A 19,989-nucleotide genomic window follows, 5' to 3' on the forward strand; every position below is an offset into this window, starting at 1 on the left:
AGGGGAGAAAGAGACATGAGCGAGCGGACGAACACCATGCGGGCAGCGGTCGTCGACGCCTTCGGCGGCCCGGAGCGGGTGCGGGTGGAGCGGGTGCCGGTGCCGCGCCCCGGGGACGGCCAGGTCCGGGTACGGGTCCGGGCGGCCGGGGTGAACCCGGTCGACGGGGCGGTCCGCGTCGGCGTCTTCGGCGGGGCCGGACAGCGGCTCGGGCTCGGCTGGGACGTGGCGGGCGAGATCGACGAGGTCGGCCCCGGGGTGGCGGACTGGACGGTGGGCCGCCGGGTGGTGGGCCTGCACTACGGCCCGGTGAAGCCGCTCGGCACGCACGCCGAGTACGTGGTGCTCGACGCCTCGGCGCTGGCCCCGGCCCCGGCGGCGGCGGACGACGCGGCCGCGGCGGCGCTGCCCCTGAGCGGGCTGACGGCCGCCCGCGCGGTGGACCTGCTCGGGCTGGCTCCCGGCGCGTCCGTGCTGGTCACCGGCGCGGCCGGGGTGGTCGGCGGGCTCGCGGTGCAGCTGGCCGCGCGGGCCGGGCTGGTGGTGACCGCCCTGGCGGGCGCGCAGGACGAGGAGTTCGTACGGTCGCTCGGCGCGAGCGCCTTCGTGGAGCGCGGCGGGGCGCCGGCCGGCCCGGTCGACGGGGTCCTGGACGCGGCGGTCCTGGGGGAGGCCGCGCTGGCCTTCGTCCGGGACGGCGGGGTCTACGTCGGGCTCCGCCCGCACGGCGGGCCGGCCGCGGAGCGGGGGATCCGGGTCGAGGAGCAGGAGGTCGCCCCCGACGGCGAGCACCTGGGGCGGCTGGTCGCGCTGGTCGACGCGGGGGAGCTGACGCTCCGGGTCGCGGACACCTTCGACCTCTCGGACGCCGCGAAGGCCCACGCCGCCCTCGCCACCCCGGGCACGCGCGGCCGCCTGGTCCTCACGGTGGGCTGAACGGCCGGGTCAGGGAGTCAGGGACAGTCGCCAGTCGTTGCTCGGGTGGGGGTTGCCCGGGGGGTATTCGAAGTCGACCCGGCCCAGGCACGTGAAGCCCGCCCGGCGGCAGACGGCGTTGGACGCCGGGTGGTCGGTGCCCGGGAAGGCGTGGAGGGCGCCGCGCGAGCCGTGGGCCCGGACGTGGGCGACGAGTTCCGCGAGGGCGGTCGCGGCCAGGCCGCGGCCCTGGAACTCCGGGAGCACCGCCCAGCCGGTCTCGTACACCGGCTCGCCGCGCCACTCCCGCTCCCAGAAGCCGATCGCCCCGACGGCCCCGGCCCCCAGCACCACCCGGAACATCCGCCCGGCGGCCGGCTCCCGCGCGCCGAGGGCCTCGTAGCGGCGCTGCCGGTCGGCGAGCTTCTCCTCGGACTCGGGTCCGCCGAGGTGCGCGGTCATCTCCGCCGAGTTGCACCGCACCAGCAGCCGGAAGTCGTCCGGGCCCCAGGGCTCCAGCCGTACGCGTGTCTCCATGCGGCCACTGTGCCCCGTGGGCCGGGGGGCGGAAAGGGGTGAGAGGGGGCGCGGGGGGCGTGCGGGACGGCCGGAAGGGCGGGGCGCGGGCCGCCGCGCCGGGCCCGTCAGGGCCAGACGAGGCAGTACGGCTGGTGCCCGGCCTCGTGGAGGCGGTGGGAGAAGTCCTGCCACTCGTGCAGGAGCTGGTAGACGTTGAAGGCGTCCCGGGGGCCGCCCCGGTCCGGGACGGTCGACCAGATGAAGGCGGCCGCGCCGACCGACTCCTCGCCCACCCCGCGCAGCGGGTCGACCACCGTCATCGGCAGCTTGACCACGGCGTAGTCGGGGTGCAGGACGACCAGCTCCAGCGGGGGCACCTTGTGCAGGGGTATGCCCTCGATGCCGGTCAGGACCATCGCGGCGACCGTCTCCGGCTTGATCTTGGTGAACATGCCGCCCATGCCGAGCTCGTCGCCGCCCAGCTCCTCGGGCCGCATCGTCTGGGGCACCCGCGCGGCCGTGGCGCCGTCGGGAGCGCCGAAGTACTTGTAGGTCACTCCCATGCCGCGGCCCTTGGGCAGGCCGTCCTCGCCGTCCGGGGTCCGGGTGGGACCCGGTACGGGATCGGCCGCCTCGGCGCCGTGCCGCCGGTGCTTGCCGCGACGGGCTCGGGCATCGCGGGCGCGCTGCGGGTCCAGGCCGTCCGTACCCTCGCCCGGTCCACCACCGCGTTGCATATCTCCACCCGACACGTATTGCCTGCCCCGGCCCCGCGGCCCCCGCCACGCAGCCTGATCATCATGGCAGTGACCTCCCCCGCGGCGGCGCGGTGAAACGCCCGTCCGCAAGTCTGTCGCGGCCTCTGAGACCATGGCTGGTGTGAGCTACCCGTACCCGTATGAAGCCCCAGTTTCGCAGACGCTCTTCGAGCGCGCGTCCCTCGTGACCCCCGGCGGCGTGAACTCTCCCGTGCGCGCCTTCCGTGCCGTGGGCGGTACGCCCCGGTTCATGGTGTCCGGTACCGGTCCCTATCTGACCGATGCCGACGGGCGCGAGTACGTCGACCTGGTCTGCTCGTGGGGGCCGATGATCCTCGGCCACTCCCACCCCGAGGTGATCGAGGCCGTGCAGGCCGCGGTCGCCCGCGGCACCTCCTTCGGCACGCCCGGCGAGGGCGAGGTCGCGCTCGCCGAGGAGATCGTCGCCCGTATCGAGCCCGTCGAGCAGGTGCGCCTGGTGTCCTCGGGCACCGAGGCGACCATGTCGGCGATCCGGCTGGCCCGCGGCTTCACCGGCCGCGCCAAGGTCGTGAAGTTCGCCGGCTGCTACCACGGACACGTCGACGCGCTGCTGGCCGCCGCCGGTTCCGGCCTGGCGACCTTCGCCCTGCCGGACACCCCCGGTGTGACCGGCGCGCAGGCCGGCGACACGATCGTGCTCCCCTACAACGACCTCGACGCGGTGCGGGCGGCGTTCGCCGCGCACCCGGGCGAGATCGCCTGCGTGATCACCGAGGCCGCGCCCGGCAACATGGGCGTGGTGACCCCGGGCGAGGGCTTCAACCAGGGGCTGGCCGACCTGTGCCGGGAGAACGGCGCGCTGTACATCTCCGACGAGGTGATGACCGGTTTCCGTACCTCCCGCGCGGGCTGGTACGGCGTGGACGGGGTCAAGCCCGACCTGATGACCTTCGGCAAGGTCATGGGCGGCGGCTTCCCGGCGGCCGCCTTCGGCGGCCGTGCGGACGTCATGGGCCACCTGGCCCCGGCGGGTCCGGTGTACCAGGCGGGCACGCTCTCCGGAAACCCGATCGCCACCGCGGCCGGTCTGGCGCAGCTGCGGCTGCTGGACGCGGCGGCGTACGAGAAGGTCGACGCGGTCTCCCGGGAGATCCAGGGCCTGGTGACGGCGGCGCTGGCCAAGGAGGGTGTGGCGCACCGGCTGCAGACGGCCTCCAACATGTTCTCGGTGTTCTTCACCGAGGACGAGGTCCGCAACTACGACGACGCGAAGAAGCAGGAAGGGTTCCGCTTCAACGGGTTCTTCCACTCGATGCTGGCGCAGGGCGTCTACCTGCCGCCGTCGGCGTTCGAGTCGTGGTTCGTCTCCACCGCCCACGACGAGCGCGCCGTCGAGCGCATCGCGGCCGCGCTGCCCGCGGCCGCCCGAGCCGCCGCGGAGGCGACCGCATGAGCGACATCACCGTCGTCCACCTGATGCGGCACGGCGAGGTGCACAACCCGGACGGGGTGCTGTACGGGCGCCGGGCCGGGTACCACCTGTCGGAGCTGGGGCGGCAGATGGCCGACCGGGTGGCCGAGCACCTCCAGGACCGGGACGTCACGCACGTGGTGGCCTCCCCGCTGGAGCGGGCGCAGGAGACGGCCGCGCCGATCGCGAAGGTGCACGGCCTGGAGCTGGCGACGGACGGCCGGCTGATCGAGGCGGGCAACGTCTTCGAGGGCAAGACCTTCGGCGTCGGCGACGGCGCGCTGCGCAAGCCGGGCAACTGGAAGCACCTGACGAACCCGTTCAGGCCGTCGTGGGGCGAGCCGTACGTCGAGCAGGTCGTGCGGATGATGAGCGCGATCGAGGCGGCGCGGGACGCGGCGCGCGGGCACGAGGCGGTGGCGGTCAGCCACCAGCTGCCGATCTGGATCGTGCGCAGCTTCGCGGAGAAGCGGCGGCTGTGGCACGACCCGCGGCGCCGGCAGTGCACGCTGGCCTCGCTGACGTCGTTCACGTACCAGGGCGACAAGCTGGTGTCGGTGGGTTACAGCGAGCCGGCGCGGGACCTGGTTCCGGCGCACCTGCTGGCCGGGGCGAAGCCGGTGAAGGGCAAGTCCAAGGCCTTCGGCGCCTGACGCCGCCCCCGACGGGTCCTCATGGGCCCGGCCGCCGAGGCCGGGCCCGGAGGGCAAAGCCGGGTCATGGGCAGTCCTAATTTCATACAAGTCATGCCCGTGGTGACGTGTCGATGGGTCGACGCCGCAGGATTGTCCGTTTATATGACATTTCATGAGCGACGTACGCGACGTCAGTCGAAGGGGATTGCTCGGGCTCGGACTCGGTGCCGCCGCCGCGATCGGGCTCGCCGGCTGCGGCGGCGGTGGGGGCGGGTCCGGGCCGGGTGCCCGCGGCCCGATAAGGGCCGGCGACGGCTCCGCGCCGTCCGCCCCGGTCCGTGTGATCGGCGACGGCTCCACCGCGGACACCGGACCGCAGCCGCACCAGCCGCCCCGGCCCGTCCCCCTGGAACGCGGTCAGACCCCTCCGCAGTTCGTCGTCTTCAGCTGGGACGGCGCGGGCGAGGTGGGCAACGGCCTCTTCCCCCGCTTCCTCAAGCTCGCCGGCGACCACGGCGCGGCGATGACCTTCTTCCTCTCCGGCCTCTACCTCCTGCCGGAGTCCAAGAGCGGCCTGTACCACCCCCCGAACAACCCCGTCGGCGCCTCCGACATCGGCTACCTCAAGGACGAGAACGTCCGCAACACCCTCCACTTCGTGCGCCAGGCCTGGCTCGACGGCCACGAGATCGGCACCCACTTCAACGGCCACTTCTGCGTCGGCTCCGGTTCCGTCGCGCACTGGAGCCCGGACGACTGGCGGTCGGAGATCGACCAGGCGGTGGCGTTCGTCACCAACTGGCGCACCAACACCGGCTTCACCGACCTCGAACCGCTCCCCTTCGACTACCGCAAGGAGCTCATCGGCGCCCGCACCCCCTGCCTCCTGGGCCAGGAGGGCCTGCTGCCGACCGCCGCCCGCCTGGGCTGGCGCTACGACTCCAGCTCCTCCGGCGGCCTCCAGCAGTGGCCGGTGAAGAAGGAGGGCGTCTGGGACCTGCCCCTCCAGTCGCTGCCCTTCCCCGGGCACACGTTCGAGGTGCTGAGCATGGACTACAACATCCTCGCCAACCAGTCGCAGAACACCACCCGGGGCGTGCCCTCCAACTACCCCGCCTGGCGCTCCCAGGCCACCGCCACCTACCTTGGCGGTTTCCGCCGCGCCTACGAGACCAACCGCGCGCCCCTGTTCATCGGCAACCACTTCGAGGAGTGGAACGGCGGCATCTACATGGACGCCGTCGAGGAGGCCCTCAAAGCCATGTCGGACAAAAAGGATGTACGCCTCGTATCCTTCCGGCAGTTCACCGACTGGCTCGACGTCCAGGACCCGAAACAGCTGGCCAGGCTGCGGTCCCTGGCCCCCGGACAGGCCCCGCCCGGCGGCTGGTCCACGTACCTTTCGGCCGCCTGACCGGTACTGACCAGCGCCTTAACGACCCGTCGGGGGGTGCGGAAGATCGGCAAATCGCCCATGCGAAACTTTTCACATGAGCCTTAGCCGCGCCCGTGTCCGCCGTAGTAGCCGCCGCTCCGCCGGCGGCCGCGCCGTCCTGCTGACCGCGGTGACCCTCGCGAGCACCCTCGCCCTGTCGGCGTGCAGCGACGCGGACGGCGGCGGCAAGCCCTCCGGCTCCGCCGGGGGCAACTACGTGACCGGCCCCAACGGCATCTCCACCGTGGCCAAGGCCGACCGCGTGGACGCCCCCAAGCTCGACGGCGAGACCGTGGACGGCAAGACCGCCGACACCACCGCCCTCAAGGGCAAGGTCGTCGTCCTCAACGTGTGGGGCTCCTGGTGCCCGCCGTGCCGGGCCGAGGCGCCGTACTTCGCGAAGGTCTCCAAGGAGATGGCCGACGCCGGCAAGGACGTCGCCTTCCTCGGGATGAACACCCGCGACAGCAGCAAGCAGAACGCCACCGCCTTCGAGGAGAACTTCGGGATCACCTACCCGAGCCTCTTCGACCCGGACGGCAAGCTGATGCTCCGCTTCCCCAAGGGCACGCTCAACCCGCAGTCCATCCCCTCCACGATCGTCCTCGACAAGGAGGGCAAGATCGCCGCCCGCACCCTCGTCGCGGTCAACGAGGAGCAACTGCGCTCGATGATCGACCCGCTCCTCGCGGAGAAGTGACCCCGTGGTCACCGCGCACCTCCTCGCCGCCGAAGCCACCGGTGTGAACACCACCGTGCTCAACGGCGCGCTGCTGCTGGCCCTGCCGCTCTCGCTGCTGGCCGGGCTGGTCTCCTTCTTCTCCCCCTGCGTCCTGCCGCTCGTCCCCGGCTACCTGTCCTATGTGACCGGCGTCGGCGGCGCCGACCTCGCCGAGGCGCGCCGCGGCCGGATGCTCGCGGGCGCGAGCCTGTTCGTCCTCGGCTTCACCGCCGTCTTCGTCTCGACCGGCGCGCTCTTCGGCTACTTCGGGGACACCCTCGCCGCCAACAAGGACGTCATCTCCCGGGTGCTCGGCGGGGTGGTGATACTCCTCGGCTTCTTCTTCATGGGGTGGATCCCCGGCCTGACGATGCGCGAGTTCCGCTTCCACAAGAAGCCGGCGGCCGGCCTGGTCGGGGCGCCGCTGCTCGGCGTGCTCTTCGGGGTCGGCTGGAGCCCCTGCATGGGGCCGACGCTCGCGGCGGTCAACACCCTCTCCATCGACCAGGCGACCGCGGGCCGCGGAGCCCTGCTCACCGTGGTGTTCTGTCTGGGGCTGGGCCTGCCGTTCATCGTCACCGCGCTGGCCTTCCGCAAGGCGCTCGGCGCTTTCGGCTGGGTGAAGAAGCACTATGCATGGGTGATGCGCATCGGCGGCGGCATGCTGATCGTGACCGGTCTGCTGCTCGTCACAGGAATGTGGGCCAGCATCGTCAACGAGATGCAGGGCTGGACCCAAGGCTTCACGGTGGGGATCTGAGGACTACACGCACATGAGTACGACCGACAAGGCGCCCGCCGAGGCGCCGCACGAGTCCGACCCCACCGACGAGGCGGCCGGCGCGCAGCTGTCCACCGCACCCGTCGAGGACGGCCCCGCCGCCCCCGTCGGCATCGGAGTGATCGGCTGGGCCCGCTGGTTCTGGCGCCAGCTCACCTCCATGCGGGTGGCGCTGATCCTCCTCTTCCTGCTCTCGCTCGGGTCCATCCCCGGCTCCCTCATCCCGCAGACCCAGGTCGACGCGATGAAGGTCGCGGACTGGAAGAAGACCCACGAGTTCTGGGTGCCGGCCGCCGAGAAGCTCCAGCTCTTCGACGTCTACAGCTCGGTGTGGTTCTCCGCGATCTACATCCTGCTGTTCGTGTCGCTGATCGGCTGCATCGTTCCGCGCACCTGGCAGTTCGTCGGCCAGCTCACCGGCCGCCCGCCGGGCGCGCCGCGGCGCCTGGACCGGCTGCCGGCGTACGCGACGTGGCGTACGCAGAAGTCCCCGGACGAGGTGCTGGCCTCGGCGAAGGGCCTCCTGGGCGGGCGGCGCTTCCGCACGGAGGCGGGCGGGAACTCCGTCGCCGCCGAGAAGGGCTACCTGCGCGAGGCCGGGAACCTGATCTTCCACATCGCCCTGATCGTGATGCTGGTGGCGTTCGCCGCCGGTCAGCTGTTCAAGTCCGAGGGCGGCAAGCTCGTCCTGCGCGGCAAGGGCTTCTCCAACACGCTCACCCAGTACGACGACTTCAAGTACGGCAGCCTCTTCTCCTCGGACGACCTGGAGCCGTTCTCGTTCACGCTGGACAAGTTCGACGCGACGTACGAGAAGACGGGTCCGCAGAAGGGCACCGCGCGCGACTTCAAGGCGTACGTGACCTACAGCGAGGGTGCCGAGGGCGCGCCGCACAAGGCCGAGATCGAGGTCAACAAGCCCCTGGAGATCGACGGCTCCAAGATCTTCCTGCTGGGGCACGGGTACGCGCCCGTCATCTCGGTCACCGACCCCACCGGGAAGGTGATCTACAAGGACGCCGTCCCGATGCTGCCCTTCGACGCGAACCTGAGCTCCTCGGGCGCGGTCAAGGTCCCGGACGGCTACCGCAACAAGAACGGCGACAAGGAGCAGCTCGGCTTCAACGCCATGTTCGTGCCGACCTTCGCGGGCGAGGGCAAGGGCACGATGCTCTCGCAGTTCCCGGCGCTGGACTTCCCCGTCCTCGCGCTGAGCGCCTACCACGGCAGCCTGGGCGTCGACTCGGGCCTGCCGCAGAACGTGTACCAGCTGAACACCTCCAAGCTGCAGGAGTTCAAGGACGCCGACGGGCAGCTGTTCAAGAAGCGGCTGCTGCCCGGTGAGTCGATGGAGCTCCCGGGAGGCGAGGGCACCGTCAGGTTCGAGGGCGTCGAGCGCTGGGCGACCTTCTCGGTCACCCGGCAGCCGGCCAGCGGGCTGGCCCTCGCGGGCGCCATGGCCGCCATCGGCGGTCTGGCCGCCTCCCTGTTCATCCAGCGCCGCCGGGTCTGGGTCCGCGCGGTGCGCGGCGAGGACGGCGTGACCGTCGTCGAGATGGCGGGCCTGGGCCGCAGCGAGTCCGCGAAGCTGCCGGAGGAGCTGTCGGCGCTCTCGGCCGCCCTGTTCGAGCGGGCGCCCTCCGCGCCCGCCGCCGCACCCCCCGCAGACGCGGAATCCGCAGGATCCGCGTCATCCGTAGATGAAGCCCACGAAGGAGAGCGCGCATGACGCTGCTCGCGGCCGCGACCAACGAGAGCCTGGCCGATCTCAGCAACAAGCTGGTGTACGCGTCGATGGCGGTCTACACGCTCGCCTTCTTCGCCCACATCACCGAATGGGTCTTCGGCAGCCGCAGCAAGGTGGGCCGTACGGCCGCCGCGCTGACGACGGCCGCGGCCGGTGCGGCGCCCGCCGTCCAGGTGCGGACCAAGGGCGGCGGCACGGCCGTCCTCGACAAGCCGCAGGTCGTCACCCGCTCCGCGGCGGGCTCCCGGGACGTCCCGGACGGCCCCGGCGCGGCGGGCGGCACCGAGAAGGGCGACCTCTACGGGCGGATCGCGGTCTCGCTGACCGTCCTCGGCTTCCTCATCGAGGCGGCCGGCGTGGTCTCCCGCGCGATGTCGGTCGAGCGGGCCCCCTGGGGCAACATGTACGAGTTCTCGGTGACCTTCTCCACGGTGGCCGTCGGCGCGTACCTGGCGCTGCTGGCGCTGAAGAAGAACGTCCGCTGGCTCGGCCTGATCCTGATCACCACGGTCCTGCTGGACCTGGGCATCGCCACCACCTGGCTGTACACCGCCAGTGACCAGCTGGTTCCGGCCCTGCACTCGTACTGGCTGTGGATCCACGTCTCGACGGCCATCTTCTGCGGCGCCGTCTTCTACATCGGTGCGGCGGGCGCGGTGCTCTACCTGTTCCGCGACAGCTACGAGGCCCACCTGGAGGCCGGCCGCACGCCGGGCCGCTTCCGTTCCTCGGTGATGGAGCGGCTGCCCTCGGCGGCCTCGCTCGACAAGTTCTCGTACCGCATCAACGCGGCGGTCTTCCCGCTGTGGACCTTCACCATCGTCGCGGGCGCGATCTGGGCCGGCGACGCGTGGGGCCGCTACTGGGGCTGGGACCCCAAGGAGGTGTGGTCCTTCGTGACGTGGGTGGCGTACGCCTGCTACCTGCACGCGCGGGCCACCGCGGGCTGGAAGGGCCGCAAGGCGGCGTACCTGGCGCTGTTCGCCTTCGCCTGCTGGATCTGGAACTACTACGGCGTGAACATCCTCCTCAGCGGCAAGCACTCGTACGCGGGCGTCTGAGCCCGGTCGGTGCGACGCTGGTGGTATGCCTCCTGTGAGCCATGCCACCAGCGAGCCGCGTGAGGGCGGACGCTGGATCGTCCGCTTCGAGACGCACGTGCCCTTCGCCTACGAGGCCGTGTGGCCCGCCCTGACCACGGCGGACGGGCTGTACGGCTGGCTGGCGGCGGCGGACGTGCTGGAACGCCGGTTCGGCGGGTCGGTCGCCCTGCGCCGGCCGTACACCGGCGACACGGTGTGGGGGAAGGTCACGGCCTGGGACACCGAGCGGGTCGTGGAGTACACGGTCACCGGCGAGGGCCGGATCCGCTTCCACCTGGACCCGGTGGGCACCGATTCGACGGTCGTCCGCTTCCTCAACGAGCGCACCGGATCCGAGGCGGAGCGCCTGGACTGCCTGGCCACCTGGCACGAGCACTTCGAACGGCTGGAGGCCGCCCTGGGCGGTCAGCCCGTCGACTGGTCGGTGTGGACCGGGGACCGCCGGTCGCAGCTGCGGGCCTCCTACGCGTCCTTCTCCAGGACGTAGGCCCCGCGCGGGCCCGGCCCGGTCCCGTTGCCGAGGAAGAAGTACAGCTCCAGCGAGTGGTGCGCGTCGCGGCGCAGCTCGAAGGTCCAGGAGTAGCGGCCCGGCGCCCCGGTGACGGTGCCGGCCCGGGTGGCGGTGGCCGTGGCGGCGGGCAGGACCAGGCGCAGGTGCTGTCCGAGGTTGCGGCCGGCGTCGCGGTCCTCGGTGAGCCGCCAGCGGCCGGGGCCGGAGAGCCGCCAGCCGGCGGCGTAGTCGCGTTCCTGGCCGTCGAGCAGGGTGACCGAGGCGCTGCCGTCCGTACGGAAGACCACCTCGGTGCCGTCGACGCAGCGCCAGGTGCCGACGATCTCGGAGAGGTCGGCGTCGTAGACGGCGGGGACGGGCCGCGTGCCGTGCTGCGGGTTCCACCCGGTCAGGGTGAGCAGCACGGCGACGAGCACCCCGTAGGCGAGGAGATTGCGCAGGATCGTGTCGAGGATCCGCGGCCCGCGCTCGCGCGGGGCCCGTGGCAGTGGCATGGGCCCATTCTGACAGGCCTATTGAACGTGTTCAATCAACTTCTGCGTCACATTCCGCGTGCAGACCGCCGAGTTCCCGGTCCGCGAGGCCGATCTGGGGGAGGGGCCCGCGCCGCTGACCGAGGCCCGGGTGCTGGCCCTGCCCGCCGGGCACCCGCTGGCCGGGCGGGAGGCCGTGACCCTGGAGGAGCTGGCGCAGGTGCCACTGCTGACCGTCGCCGGGGACCGGCCCCCGTACCGGCGCGAGCACCAGAGCCCGGCGCGCACCCCGTCCGGACGGCCCATCCGGCGCGGACCGGAGGTGACCAACACGCAGGAGGCGCTGGTCCTGGTCGCCGCCGGCCAGGGCGCGCTGCTGACCTCGGCGCACACGCGGGAGTACTACGCCCGCCCGCGTCCTGGCGTCCGTACAGGCCCCACTGGCCTACTGGTCCTTGTCCTTCTCATCCCGCTTCTCCCGCTTCTCGCGGTTCTCCCGGCTCTCCTGCTCCTCGCGCAGGGACTTCAGGAACTCCGGGTTGTCGTCCGGCGCCACCCACTGGGTGCGCCCCGGGCGGCCGCCGCCGACGCCCTGGCGCTTCTTGCCCGCGAACAGCCACACCACCGGCCCGACGATCGAGAAGACCAGGATGATGATCACCCACACCACCTTGGGGAGGTGCTTGACCTCTTCCTCGGGGGTGTTCAGACAGTCGATGAAGGTGTAGATGGTCAGCGCGATGATCAGCAGGAACGGCAGATAGCGCAGCACGGTGTGGGACCGACTCCCCAGCAGTGGCGGCGGGCCCGCGCGGGGCCCCGGTGACGTCCCCAGGGTAGTTGGTGACGGATACTGGGCCCCATGGCTTACGACGATCTCCGCTCGCTGCTCCGGGCTCTGGAGCGGGAGGGCGACCTCAAGCGCATCAAGGCCGAAGTCGACCCGTACCTGGAGATCGGGGAGATCGTCGACAGAGTGAACAAGGCGGGCGGCCCGGCCCTGCTCTTCGAGAACGTCAAGGGCTCGGCGATGCCGCTCGCCATGAACGTCTTCGGGACCGACCGGCGCCTGCTCAAGGCCCTCGGCCTGAAGTCGTACGGCGAGATCAGCGAGAAGATCGGCGGCCTGCTCAAGCCCGAGCTGCCCCAGGGCTTCATCGGGGTCCGCGAGGCCTTCGGCAAGCTCGGCTCGATGGTGCACGTCCCGCCGAAGAAGGTGAAGGGCGAGGCCGCGCCCGTCCAGGAGGTCGTCCTCACCGGCGACGACGTGGACCTGGACCGGCTGCCGGCCCTCTTCACCTGGCCCAAGGACGGCGGCTCCTTCTTCAACCTGGGCCTCACCCACACCAAGCACCCCGAGACGGGCGTGCGCAACCTCGGCCTCTACCGCCTCCAGCGCCACGACAAGCGCACCATCGGCATGCACTGGCAGATCCACAAGGACAGCCGCAACCACTACGCCGTCGCCGCCGCGCGCGGCGAGCGGCTGCCGGTCGCGATCGCCTTCGGCTGCCCGCCCGCCGTGACGTACGCGTCGACCGCGCCGCTGCCGGGCGACATCGACGAGTACCTCTTCGCCGGGTTCGTCGCGGGCAAGCGGATCGAGATGGTCGACTGCAAGACGGTCCCGCTCCAGGTCCCGGCCAACGCCGAGGTCGTCGTCGAGGGCTGGCTGGAGCCGGGCGAGATGCTGCCCGAGGGGCCCTTCGGCGACCACACCGGCTTCTACACCCCGCAGGAACCGTTCCCCGCGCTGAAGATCGACTGTGTGACGATGCGCAAGCGCCCGCTGCTCCAGTCCATCGTCGTCGGCCGCCCGCCGACCGAGGACGGACCGCTCGGCCGCGCGACGGAGCGTTTCTTCCTGCCGCTCCTCAAGATCATCGTGCCGGACATCGTGGACTACCACCTCCCCGAGTCGGGCGGCTTCCACAACTGCGCGATCGTCTCGATCGACAAGAAGTACCCCAAGCACGCGCAGAAGGTCATGCACGCCATCTGGGGCGCCCACATGATGTCGCTGACCAAGCTGATCATCGTGGTCGACAAGGACTGCGACGTCCACGACCTGCACGAGGTGTCCTGGCGGGCGCTGGGCAACACCGACTACTCCCGCGACCTCACGGTGGTCGAGGGGCCGGTGGACCACCTGGACCATGCCTCGTACCAGCAGTTCTGGGGCGGCAAGGCGGGCATCGACGCCACGAAGAAACTGCCGGAGGAGGGTTACACGCGCGACGGCGGCTGGCCCGACATGGTGGAGTCCGATCCCGCGACGGCGGCCCTCGTGGACCGCCGATGGAAGGAGTACGGCCTGTGAGCCCCATCGCCGTGGGCGGTCCCGCCCTCTTCATCGGCAGCGACACCCCCTGCGTCGCCCTGGTGCGCCCGATGATCGACCCGGCCCAGCCGGCGGTCAAGGAGGCCGCCGAGCGCGCCGGGGTCACCCCCGAGGAGTTCGCCGGCCCGTCCGACCAGTGGCAGCTGATCGCCGACCGCACCGACGGTGAGGGGCGGGAGATCGCCCTGAACGAGCTCTCCGACGACGCCGCCGGCGCCTTCGCGGAGCGGCTGCTCGCCGCGATCGCCGACCCGGAGGCCGAGTTCACCGAGGTGCTGACGGTCGCCGCGCACGACGTGCTGCGCATCGACGGCCGCCCCGCGGGCGAGGGCTTCGCCTTCCTGGCCAGCGTCGTCCCGCCGCCCTCCGAGGGAACGCCCCTGCTGGAGGTGGAGATCGGCCCGTCGTCCATCGCGGACCTGCGCGCCGAACTCGAACAGTTCCGGAGGTCCCTCGGATGACATCGGCTGCCGAGGGCGTCCTCGGGCCGGGCCCCGCGCCGCAGTCCGCCGGCAAGGTGAAGGCCTTCCTGCGGCTCGTGATGATCGAGCACTCGGTCTTCGCGCTGCCCTTCGCCTACATCGCCGCCTTCACCGCGATGTTCCGGCTCGACGGCACCGTCCACTGGGCGGAGCTGCTGCTGGTCACCGTCTGCATGGTGGGCCTGCGGACCTTCGCGATGGCCGCGAACCGGATCATCGACCGGGAGATCGACGCCCGCAACCCGCGCACGGCCGGGCGCGAGCTGGTCACCGGCGCGGTGTCCGTACGGTCCGCGTGGACCGGGGCCGGGGCCGCGCTCGTGGTGTTCCTCGGGTCGGCGGCCCTGCTGAACCCGCTGTGCCTGGCGCTGGCGCCCGTCGCCGTCGTCCCGATGGTGGTGTACCCGTACGGCAAGCGGTTCACGAACTTCCCGCACGCCATCCTGGGCCTGGCCCAGGCGATGGGGCCGATCGGCGCGTGGCTCGCCGTCACGGGCGAGTGGTCCTGGGAGGCCGTGGTCCTCGGCCTCGCCGTCGGCGTGTGGATCGGCGGCTTCGACCTGATCTTCGCCTGCCAGGACGTGGCCGCGGACCGGGCGGAGGGAGTCAAGTCCGTCCCGGCCCGCTTCGGCGTCCCGGCGGCCCTGTGGGGCGCCCGCGGCGCCCACGTCGTCACCACGGCCCTGCTCGTCTGGTACGCGCTGCTCACCGACGCGGGCCCGCTGTTCTGGTTCGGCCTGCTGGTCGTCGTGGCGGCGTTCTGCTACGAGCACACCATCGTGAAGCCGCACGACCTGTCCCGCCTGAACCGCGCCTTCTTCACGGTCAACGGCTTCATCGGCATCGCCCTGTTCGTGTGTGCTTTGGCCGATCTCGTGGTGCGGGGTCTGACGGTCTGAGTAGCGTGCGGCCTACCATCGAGTGCATGGACAGGGAGGCCGACGTGACCGTCTCGGAGAGCGACCGCCTGCACTCGCAGCTCAGCCGGTTCGAGGACATGTTCCCGGGCTACCGGATGGAGATTGTCGAGGGCGCCATCGTGATGAGTCCGCTGAAGCCGCACCATGCCCGGACCATCCGGCTGCTGTGGAACGCACTGGAAGTCCAGCTGTCGCAGGAGTGGGGCTTCATCAGCGATGTCGCGGTTCCGTTCGACGGGGACAACGAGTTCTGCCCCGACCTCGCGGTGCTCCCGGCGGCGGAGGCGGACAAGAACCTCAGCGCCTACCCGCCCGACCTGATCGAGCTGGCCGTCGAGGTCGTCTCCCCGAGCAGCGTCCGCAACGACTACGAGGTCAAGGACCGCGCCTACGCCCGGCGCGGGATCCCGCACTACCTGATCTTCGACCCGTACAAGGCCCAGTGCACGACCCTCTGGAACCCCGGCCCCGACGGCTACCGCGGCCGGGACGTGATCCCGTACGGCGAGACGGTCGTCGTGGAGACGGGCATCGGCAAGCTGTCGCTGGACACCGCGCCCCTCCCCGTGGACCCGGGCACGGCCGCCTGAGCGCCTAGGAGTTCCGCACCGGGCGGCGGTGGTACACGGCCGTGGCGATGCCCGCGGCCAGGCCGCACAGGTGGGCCTGCCAGCTCACGGTGGTGTCGGTCGGCAGGATGCCGGCCACGATCGTGGTGCCCCAGAGGGCGGCGACCCCCAGGGCCACCGCGATGCCGAGCGCCCTGCGTTCCACGAAGCCCCGGACGAGCAGGTAGCCGAAGAGTCCGAAGACCAGGCCGGAGGCGCCGAGCGTCATCGTGTTCGGCGCCGCGATCAGCCAGATGCCGATGCCGTCGGCCAGCATGATCAGGGCGGACACCGCCAGGAACCGGCGGATCCCGGACAGGGCCGTGACGAAGCCGAGCACCACCAGCGGGACGCTGTTGGCGGCGACGTGGGCGAAGCCGAAGTGCAGGAAGGGCGCGAAGAGGATGCCGCTCAGGCCGTCCGGGTCGCGGGCGGGTATCCCGTACGCGTCGAGCGCGTGGCCGGTGACGAGGTCGACGGCCTCGATCGCCCACAACAGGCCTACCCAGCCGAGCATCAGCCGGGCCGCGGCCTTGGCCCGGTCCGTCTGCGACCAGGTCTCTTCGGCCATCGCGTTCATGTACGTCCCCTCGTGCCGTCCCACGCCCTGGGACGTGCGGTCACCTTACCGAGTGCCTTCGCTCCGTGGCCGGATAGTCTCGGAGGTATGACAGAGCGCAAGCGCACCCCGTGGGTGGTCGGGGTTTCCGGGGCCTCCGGGACGCCGTACGCGGCGGCGGTGGTCCGCGGGCTGCTGGCGGGCGGCGAGGACGTGGACCTGGTGGTCAGTCGCGCCTCGCGGCTGACCCTGCTGGACGAGACGGGCATCGCCTTCCGGGACGCGCACTGGCGCGACGACCTCGCCGAGTGGCTGGGCCGGGGGGCCGACGGGAAGCCGGGTACCTTCCAGGTGCCGGATCTGGACGCCGTCCGCTACTGGGGGGCGGGTGATCTGGCGGCCGGTCCGAGCTCGGGCTCGTACCCCGTGAAGGGGATGCTGATCGTCCCCGCGTCCACGGCGTGCGTGGCCGGTGTGGCGCTGGGACTGTCGAAGGACCTGCTCCAGCGCGTCGCGAGCGTGACGCTCAAGGAGCGGCGCCGGCTGGTGGTCGCGGTGCGGGAGACCCCGCTGAACGGGCAGACGCTCAGGCATCTGGTGGCGCTGGACGAGGCGGGCGCGATCGTGCTGCCCGCCTCTCCGGCGTTCTACGCGGGTGCGACGCACATCCAGGATCTGGTGGATTTCGTCGCGGGGCGGGTGCTGGACGCGGCAGGGGTGCCGCACCGGCTGTACCGCCGTTGGGAGGGGGAGCTGGGCGCGGCCCGTCCCCGTGGCCAGTCCGGTGACTAGCGCTTCTTGGAGCCGCGCGGCTTGCGGGTCTTGTCGACGCGGTGCGCGGCGGACGGCTGGTCGGTGCGGGATCGGTTGGCCAGCTCCTGGAGCTGTCGCATGTGCGCGTAGGCCATCTCGATCGTGTACACGGTGAACCACTCCTGAAGATCGTCATTGATCTGTTGAAAGATTCACAGGGTGTTGACCCTGTGTGCCTTTGATTCTATACCTAGACTTGCAGTAACGCCGAATAATGGAAGGCTCCACGTAATGGACACGGTGGACAGGCAGCTCATCCAGGCACTTCGCGAGAACGGTCGTGCCTCGTACGCGGAGCTGGGCCGTCTCGTGGGCCTCTCCGGCCCCAGCGTCACCGACCGCATCAACCGGCTGGAGACGGCCGGTGTGATCACCGGCTACCGCGCGACCGTGGACTCGGCCTCGCTCGGTCTCGGCGTCACCGCGCTGATCGGCATCTCCCTCTCCGACGCCGCGGACCACGAGGACGTGGCGCGCCGGCTGCGCGACCTCGCGGAGATCGAGGACTGCTGGTTCATCGCCGGCGACGACTCCTTCATGCTCAAGGTCCGCGCCAGCGACGTCGACGGCCTGGAGAAGATCATCCGCAAGCTCTCCGGCACCAAGGGCGTCTCGCGCACCCGTACCACCATCGTGCTGTCCACGAAGTGGGAGAACCGGGTCGGGGAGCTGCCCGAAGAGGGCTGAGAGTACGGTGGGTGGCGGTTGCACGCAGGACGGGACACATAGAGGAGACACCGGCATGGACGCTGGGCTCAAGCGCGAGCTGGAGGAGAAGGTCCGCTCCGGCGAGCGGCTGACGCGTGAGGACGGGATCGCCCTCTACGAGTCGGACGACCTGGCCTGGCTGGGCGGCCTCGCCCACGAGGTGCGCACGCGCAAGAACGGTGACGTCGTCCACTTCAACGTCAACCGCCACCTCAACATGACGAACGTCTGCACCGCCTCGTGCGCGTACTGCTCGTTCCAGCGCAAGCCGGGCGAGAAGGACGCGTACACGATGCGCATCGAGGAGGCCGTCCGCCTGGCCAAGGCCATGGAGAACGAGAACCTCACCGAGCTGCACATCGTCAACGGCCTCCACCCCACCCTGCCGTGGCGGTACTACCCGCGCTCGCTGTCCGCCCTCAAGGAGGCGCTGCCGAACGTCTCGCTGAAGGCGTTCACGGCCACCGAGATCCACCACTTCGAGACGATCTCCGGCCTCTCGGCCTCCGAGATCCTCGACGAGCTGATCGAGGCCGGGCTGGAGTCGCTCACCGGCGGCGGCGCGGAGATCTTCGACTGGGAGGTCCGCCAGCACATCGTGGACCACCGCACCCACTGGGAAGACTGGTCGCGCATCCACCGCCTGGCGCACGAGAAGGGTCTCAAGACCCCGAGCACCATGCTCTACGGGCACATCGAGGAGCCGCGCCACCGCGTGGACCACGTGCTGCGGCTGCGCGAGCTCCAGGACGAGACCGGCGGTTTCCAGGTCTTCATCCCGCTGCGCTACCAGCACGACTTCGTGGACATGCAGGACGGCAAGGTCCGCAACAAGCTCCAGGCGCGCACGACGATGGCGACCGGCGCCGAGGCCCTCAAGACCTTCGCGGTCTCGCGCCTCCTCTTCGACAACGTGCCGCACGTGAAGGTCTTCTGGGTGATGCACGGCGTGCAGACCGCCCAGCTCGCGCTGCAGCACGGCGCGGACGACATGGACGGCTCGGTCGTCGAGTACAAGATCACGCACGACGCGGACAACTACGGCACCCCGAACAAGCTGGGCCGCGAGGACCTGCTGGAGCTGATCCGCGAGGCGGGCTTCCGCCCGGTCGAGCGCAACACCCGCTACGAGGTCATCCGCGAGTACCCCGGCCCCGACGCCGGCCTGCGCGAGACCCCGCAGGCGATGCGCGTCTGACGCCCGGCCCTCGCGCGCGCGGAGCCCCGGCCCCCGGAACACCCCCGGCGGACCGGGGCTTTTGCGTTGCCCGGGAGGGTGTGTAATGGCTAGCATTAGGGTATGACCCTTACGTTTACCTTCGACCCGGTCGTCGATCCCGCCCTGCGCGACGGCATCGCCGAGCTGTGGACCGAGGTCTCCAACGCGGGCGGCGCGGTCGGCTTCGTACCGCCCGTCACCCGCGACGTCATCCGGCCGGAGCTGGTCAAGCACCTCGCCGCCATGGCCGAGGGCCGCCACCGGCTGCTGGTGGGGCACGACGAGCGGGGCGGCGTCGCGGCCGCCGCGTTCCTCGCCCTCAACACGCACCGGTTGCAGACGCACTGGGTCTGGGCCTACACCGTCATGGTCAGCCCCGCCCTCCAGGGCCGCGGCGCCGGCCGGGAGCTGATGGCCGCCCTCGCCGACGCCGCGCGCTCGCTGGAGGGCATCGAGGCCATCCGCCTCTCCTGCCGCGGCGGCCTCGGGCTGGAGCACTTCTACGCGGCCTGCGGCTACAAGGAGGTCGGCCGCGTCCCCGACGCCATCCGCGTGGCCCCGGGCGACGACCGCGACGACATCACGATGCTGCTGCCGCTGCACTGACCGGCGGGGAAGCCCGGCGGGCGACCCCGGCGGGCCGGAGCGGGGGCCCGGCGTGCTTCACTGGTGAGGCACGTGCCGCCGTAGACGACGAGAGAGAAGGGGTCACCGTGTCCCTCAAGCCGAGCGCGACGATCCGCTACACCGCGATGCGCCTGGGCATCTTCGTCGGATGCCTGGTCCTGGTCGCCGTCCTGGTCAACGTGGGCTGGGTGCCCGCCGGTCTGGGCGACGCGAACCCCGCCTGGGTCGTGCTGCTCGCCCTGGTGATCTCCGCCCCGCTCTCCTTCGTCCTGCTGCGCAAGCAGCGTGACGAGATGTCCGAACAGATCGCCGGACGCGTCGCGGGTGCGAAGGACAAGCTCGCCGCGAACCGCAACCAGGAGGACGCGGCCGACGACGCCGCCCGCGTGAGCTGACGGGAGCCCGTGGGCTTCCTCACACGCTGAACGCACCCGCCCCCACCGAACCGCACCGAACCGCCCCAGCGCCGGGAACACCCCCTGGTCCGCTGGGGCTTCGGCATTTTCCGGGGAGACGCGCTCCGGTCCCGCGCGAGCCCGACCCAAAGTACGCCTTTGAGATTCTCAAAGGAGAAGTGTTAGCGTGTTCAACATGTTGACCGTCGCAGCGCACCCGATGACCGTGAGCGTCCCGCTCGTGTCACGCCTGCACGTCGACCTCT

The 19,989-nt window shown here is 71.3% G+C and carries 24 protein-coding genes and 1 pseudogene; 19 read left to right on the forward strand and 6 right to left on the reverse strand.

Annotated elements, in window-relative coordinates:
- Window positions 1-36: 36 nt before the first annotated feature.
- Complete coding sequence (locus SLAV_RS21580; protein ID WP_030232113.1) at window positions 37-936, forward strand: NADP-dependent oxidoreductase; 900 nt, start codon at window positions 37-39, stop codon at window positions 934-936.
- Between the two features lie 9 nt (window positions 937-945).
- Here SLAV_RS21580 and SLAV_RS21585 read toward each other — a convergent pair whose 3' ends face one another.
- Window positions 946-1,452: a GNAT family N-acetyltransferase gene (locus SLAV_RS21585; RefSeq protein ID WP_030232112.1), complete on the reverse strand. Its 507-nt coding sequence runs from the start codon at window positions 1,450-1,452 to the stop codon at window positions 946-948.
- A gap of 107 nt (window positions 1,453-1,559) precedes the next feature.
- Window positions 1,560-2,171, reverse strand: a complete 612-nt coding sequence (locus tag SLAV_RS21590; protein ID WP_078950404.1) for a hypothetical protein — start codon at window positions 2,169-2,171, stop codon at window positions 1,560-1,562.
- A gap of 133 nt (window positions 2,172-2,304) precedes the next feature.
- On the opposite strand from SLAV_RS21590, the gene hemL reads away from it, so the two are divergent.
- From hemL to SLAV_RS21630, 8 genes are all read left to right on the forward strand, one after another.
- The gene (hemL, locus tag SLAV_RS21595; protein WP_030232108.1) at window positions 2,305-3,627 is read left to right on the forward strand and encodes a glutamate-1-semialdehyde 2,1-aminomutase; all 1,323 of its coding nucleotides are present in this window, start codon (window positions 2,305-2,307) and stop codon (window positions 3,625-3,627) included.
- Window positions 3,624-4,298 carry a histidine phosphatase family protein gene (locus tag SLAV_RS21600; protein ID WP_030232106.1) on the forward strand — a complete coding sequence of 225 codons (675 nt, stop codon included), beginning with the start codon at window positions 3,624-3,626 and terminating at the stop codon, window positions 4,296-4,298. Before hemL ends, SLAV_RS21600 begins: the two co-directional genes overlap by 4 nt.
- 154 nt (window positions 4,299-4,452) lie before the next feature.
- Window positions 4,453-5,694 carry a polysaccharide deacetylase family protein gene (locus SLAV_RS21605; protein ID WP_030232105.1) on the forward strand — a complete coding sequence of 414 codons (1,242 nt, stop codon included), beginning with the start codon at window positions 4,453-4,455 and terminating at the stop codon, window positions 5,692-5,694.
- A gap of 76 nt (window positions 5,695-5,770) precedes the next feature.
- Entirely contained in the window at window positions 5,771-6,415 is a 645-nt protein-coding gene (locus tag SLAV_RS21610; protein WP_030232103.1) for a TlpA family protein disulfide reductase, read from the forward strand.
- A gap of 4 nt (window positions 6,416-6,419) precedes the next feature.
- A complete protein-coding gene (locus SLAV_RS21615; protein WP_030232101.1) occupies window positions 6,420-7,196 on the forward strand; it encodes a cytochrome c biogenesis CcdA family protein in 777 nt (258 codons plus the stop codon).
- A gap of 13 nt (window positions 7,197-7,209) precedes the next feature.
- On the forward strand, window positions 7,210-8,946 hold the full coding sequence (resB, locus tag SLAV_RS21620; protein WP_051841071.1) for a cytochrome c biogenesis protein ResB: 1,737 nt from the start codon (window positions 7,210-7,212) through the stop codon (window positions 8,944-8,946).
- Window positions 8,943-10,025 carry a c-type cytochrome biogenesis protein CcsB gene (ccsB, locus tag SLAV_RS21625; RefSeq protein ID WP_030232097.1) on the forward strand — a complete coding sequence of 361 codons (1,083 nt, stop codon included), beginning with the start codon at window positions 8,943-8,945 and terminating at the stop codon, window positions 10,023-10,025. Before resB ends, ccsB begins: the two co-directional genes overlap by 4 nt.
- 25 nt (window positions 10,026-10,050) lie before the next feature.
- On the forward strand, window positions 10,051-10,554 hold the full coding sequence (locus SLAV_RS21630) for an SRPBCC domain-containing protein (protein WP_030232095.1): 504 nt from the start codon (window positions 10,051-10,053) through the stop codon (window positions 10,552-10,554).
- Here the strand turns inward: SLAV_RS21630 and SLAV_RS21635 are convergent.
- Complete coding sequence (locus SLAV_RS21635; RefSeq protein ID WP_051841070.1) at window positions 10,530-11,072, reverse strand: hypothetical protein; 543 nt, start codon at window positions 11,070-11,072, stop codon at window positions 10,530-10,532. The two genes, SLAV_RS21630 and SLAV_RS21635, sit on opposite strands and share 25 nt — an antisense overlap.
- A 130-nt stretch (window positions 11,073-11,202) precedes the next feature.
- Here SLAV_RS21635 and SLAV_RS43190 point away from each other — a divergent pair.
- Window positions 11,203-11,457 (forward strand): annotated as a pseudogene (locus SLAV_RS43190) (LysR substrate-binding domain-containing protein); the annotation flags it as partial.
- A gap of 39 nt (window positions 11,458-11,496) precedes the next feature.
- Here SLAV_RS43190 and SLAV_RS21645 read toward each other — a convergent pair.
- Window positions 11,497-11,823, reverse strand: coding sequence for a PLD nuclease N-terminal domain-containing protein (locus SLAV_RS21645; RefSeq protein ID WP_030232089.1), 327 nt, complete (start codon window positions 11,821-11,823; stop codon window positions 11,497-11,499).
- A gap of 90 nt (window positions 11,824-11,913) precedes the next feature.
- Here SLAV_RS21645 and SLAV_RS21650 point away from each other — a divergent pair, with 90 nt between their 5' ends.
- Genes SLAV_RS21650 through SLAV_RS21665 form a run of 4 tightly spaced genes read left to right on the forward strand, consistent with a single transcriptional unit; the run spans window position 11,914 to window position 15,384 of the window.
- On the forward strand, window positions 11,914-13,371 hold the full coding sequence (locus SLAV_RS21650) for a menaquinone biosynthesis decarboxylase (protein ID WP_030232087.1): 1,458 nt from the start codon (window positions 11,914-11,916) through the stop codon (window positions 13,369-13,371).
- On the forward strand, window positions 13,368-13,853 hold the full coding sequence (locus SLAV_RS21655) for a hypothetical protein (RefSeq protein ID WP_037687605.1): 486 nt from the start codon (window positions 13,368-13,370) through the stop codon (window positions 13,851-13,853). The genes SLAV_RS21650 and SLAV_RS21655 overlap by 4 nt, the downstream gene beginning before the upstream one ends.
- Window positions 13,850-14,773 (forward strand): menaquinone biosynthesis prenyltransferase MqnP, encoded by a 924-nt coding sequence (mqnP, locus tag SLAV_RS21660; RefSeq protein WP_030232083.1) that lies wholly within the window; start codon window positions 13,850-13,852, stop codon window positions 14,771-14,773. Before SLAV_RS21655 ends, mqnP begins: the two co-directional genes overlap by 4 nt.
- 26 nt (window positions 14,774-14,799) lie before the next feature.
- On the forward strand, window positions 14,800-15,384 hold the full coding sequence (locus SLAV_RS21665) for a Uma2 family endonuclease (protein ID WP_078950403.1): 585 nt from the start codon (window positions 14,800-14,802) through the stop codon (window positions 15,382-15,384).
- 4 nt (window positions 15,385-15,388) lie between these two features.
- Here the strand turns inward: SLAV_RS21665 and SLAV_RS21670 are convergent, their stop codons facing one another.
- The gene (locus SLAV_RS21670) at window positions 15,389-15,982 is read right to left on the reverse strand and encodes a rhomboid family intramembrane serine protease (RefSeq protein ID WP_030232079.1); all 594 of its coding nucleotides are present in this window, start codon (window positions 15,980-15,982) and stop codon (window positions 15,389-15,391) included.
- A gap of 87 nt (window positions 15,983-16,069) precedes the next feature.
- Between SLAV_RS21670 and SLAV_RS21675 the strand changes: the two genes are divergently transcribed.
- Window positions 16,070-16,753, forward strand: a complete 684-nt coding sequence (locus SLAV_RS21675) for a UbiX family flavin prenyltransferase (protein WP_030232077.1) — start codon at window positions 16,070-16,072, stop codon at window positions 16,751-16,753.
- Here SLAV_RS21675 and SLAV_RS43195 read toward each other — a convergent pair.
- Window positions 16,750-16,884 carry a hypothetical protein gene (locus SLAV_RS43195; RefSeq protein ID WP_256462232.1) on the reverse strand — a complete coding sequence of 45 codons (135 nt, stop codon included), beginning with the start codon at window positions 16,882-16,884 and terminating at the stop codon, window positions 16,750-16,752. The two genes, SLAV_RS21675 and SLAV_RS43195, sit on opposite strands and share 4 nt — an antisense overlap.
- Window positions 16,885-17,005: 121 nt before the next feature.
- Here SLAV_RS43195 and SLAV_RS21680 point away from each other — a divergent pair, with 121 nt between their 5' ends.
- From SLAV_RS21680 to SLAV_RS21695, 4 genes are all read left to right on the forward strand, one after another.
- Window positions 17,006-17,461 (forward strand): Lrp/AsnC family transcriptional regulator, encoded by a 456-nt coding sequence (locus tag SLAV_RS21680; protein ID WP_030232075.1) that lies wholly within the window; start codon window positions 17,006-17,008, stop codon window positions 17,459-17,461.
- 55 nt (window positions 17,462-17,516) lie between these two features.
- Entirely contained in the window at window positions 17,517-18,680 is a 1,164-nt protein-coding gene (mqnE, locus tag SLAV_RS21685) for an aminofutalosine synthase MqnE (RefSeq protein WP_030232071.1), read from the forward strand.
- A gap of 102 nt (window positions 18,681-18,782) precedes the next feature.
- A complete protein-coding gene (locus SLAV_RS21690) occupies window positions 18,783-19,307 on the forward strand; it encodes a GNAT family N-acetyltransferase (RefSeq protein WP_030232068.1) in 525 nt (174 codons plus the stop codon).
- A gap of 146 nt (window positions 19,308-19,453) precedes the next feature.
- Complete coding sequence (locus SLAV_RS21695) at window positions 19,454-19,723, forward strand: DUF4229 domain-containing protein (RefSeq protein WP_051841081.1); 270 nt, start codon at window positions 19,454-19,456, stop codon at window positions 19,721-19,723.
- The last annotated feature ends 266 nt before the right edge of the window (window positions 19,724-19,989 follow it).

This window comes from Streptomyces lavendulae subsp. lavendulae (genome assembly GCF_002803845.1).
In the GTDB taxonomy this organism is placed as follows: domain Bacteria; phylum Actinomycetota; class Actinomycetes; order Streptomycetales; family Streptomycetaceae; genus Streptomyces; species Streptomyces lavendulae.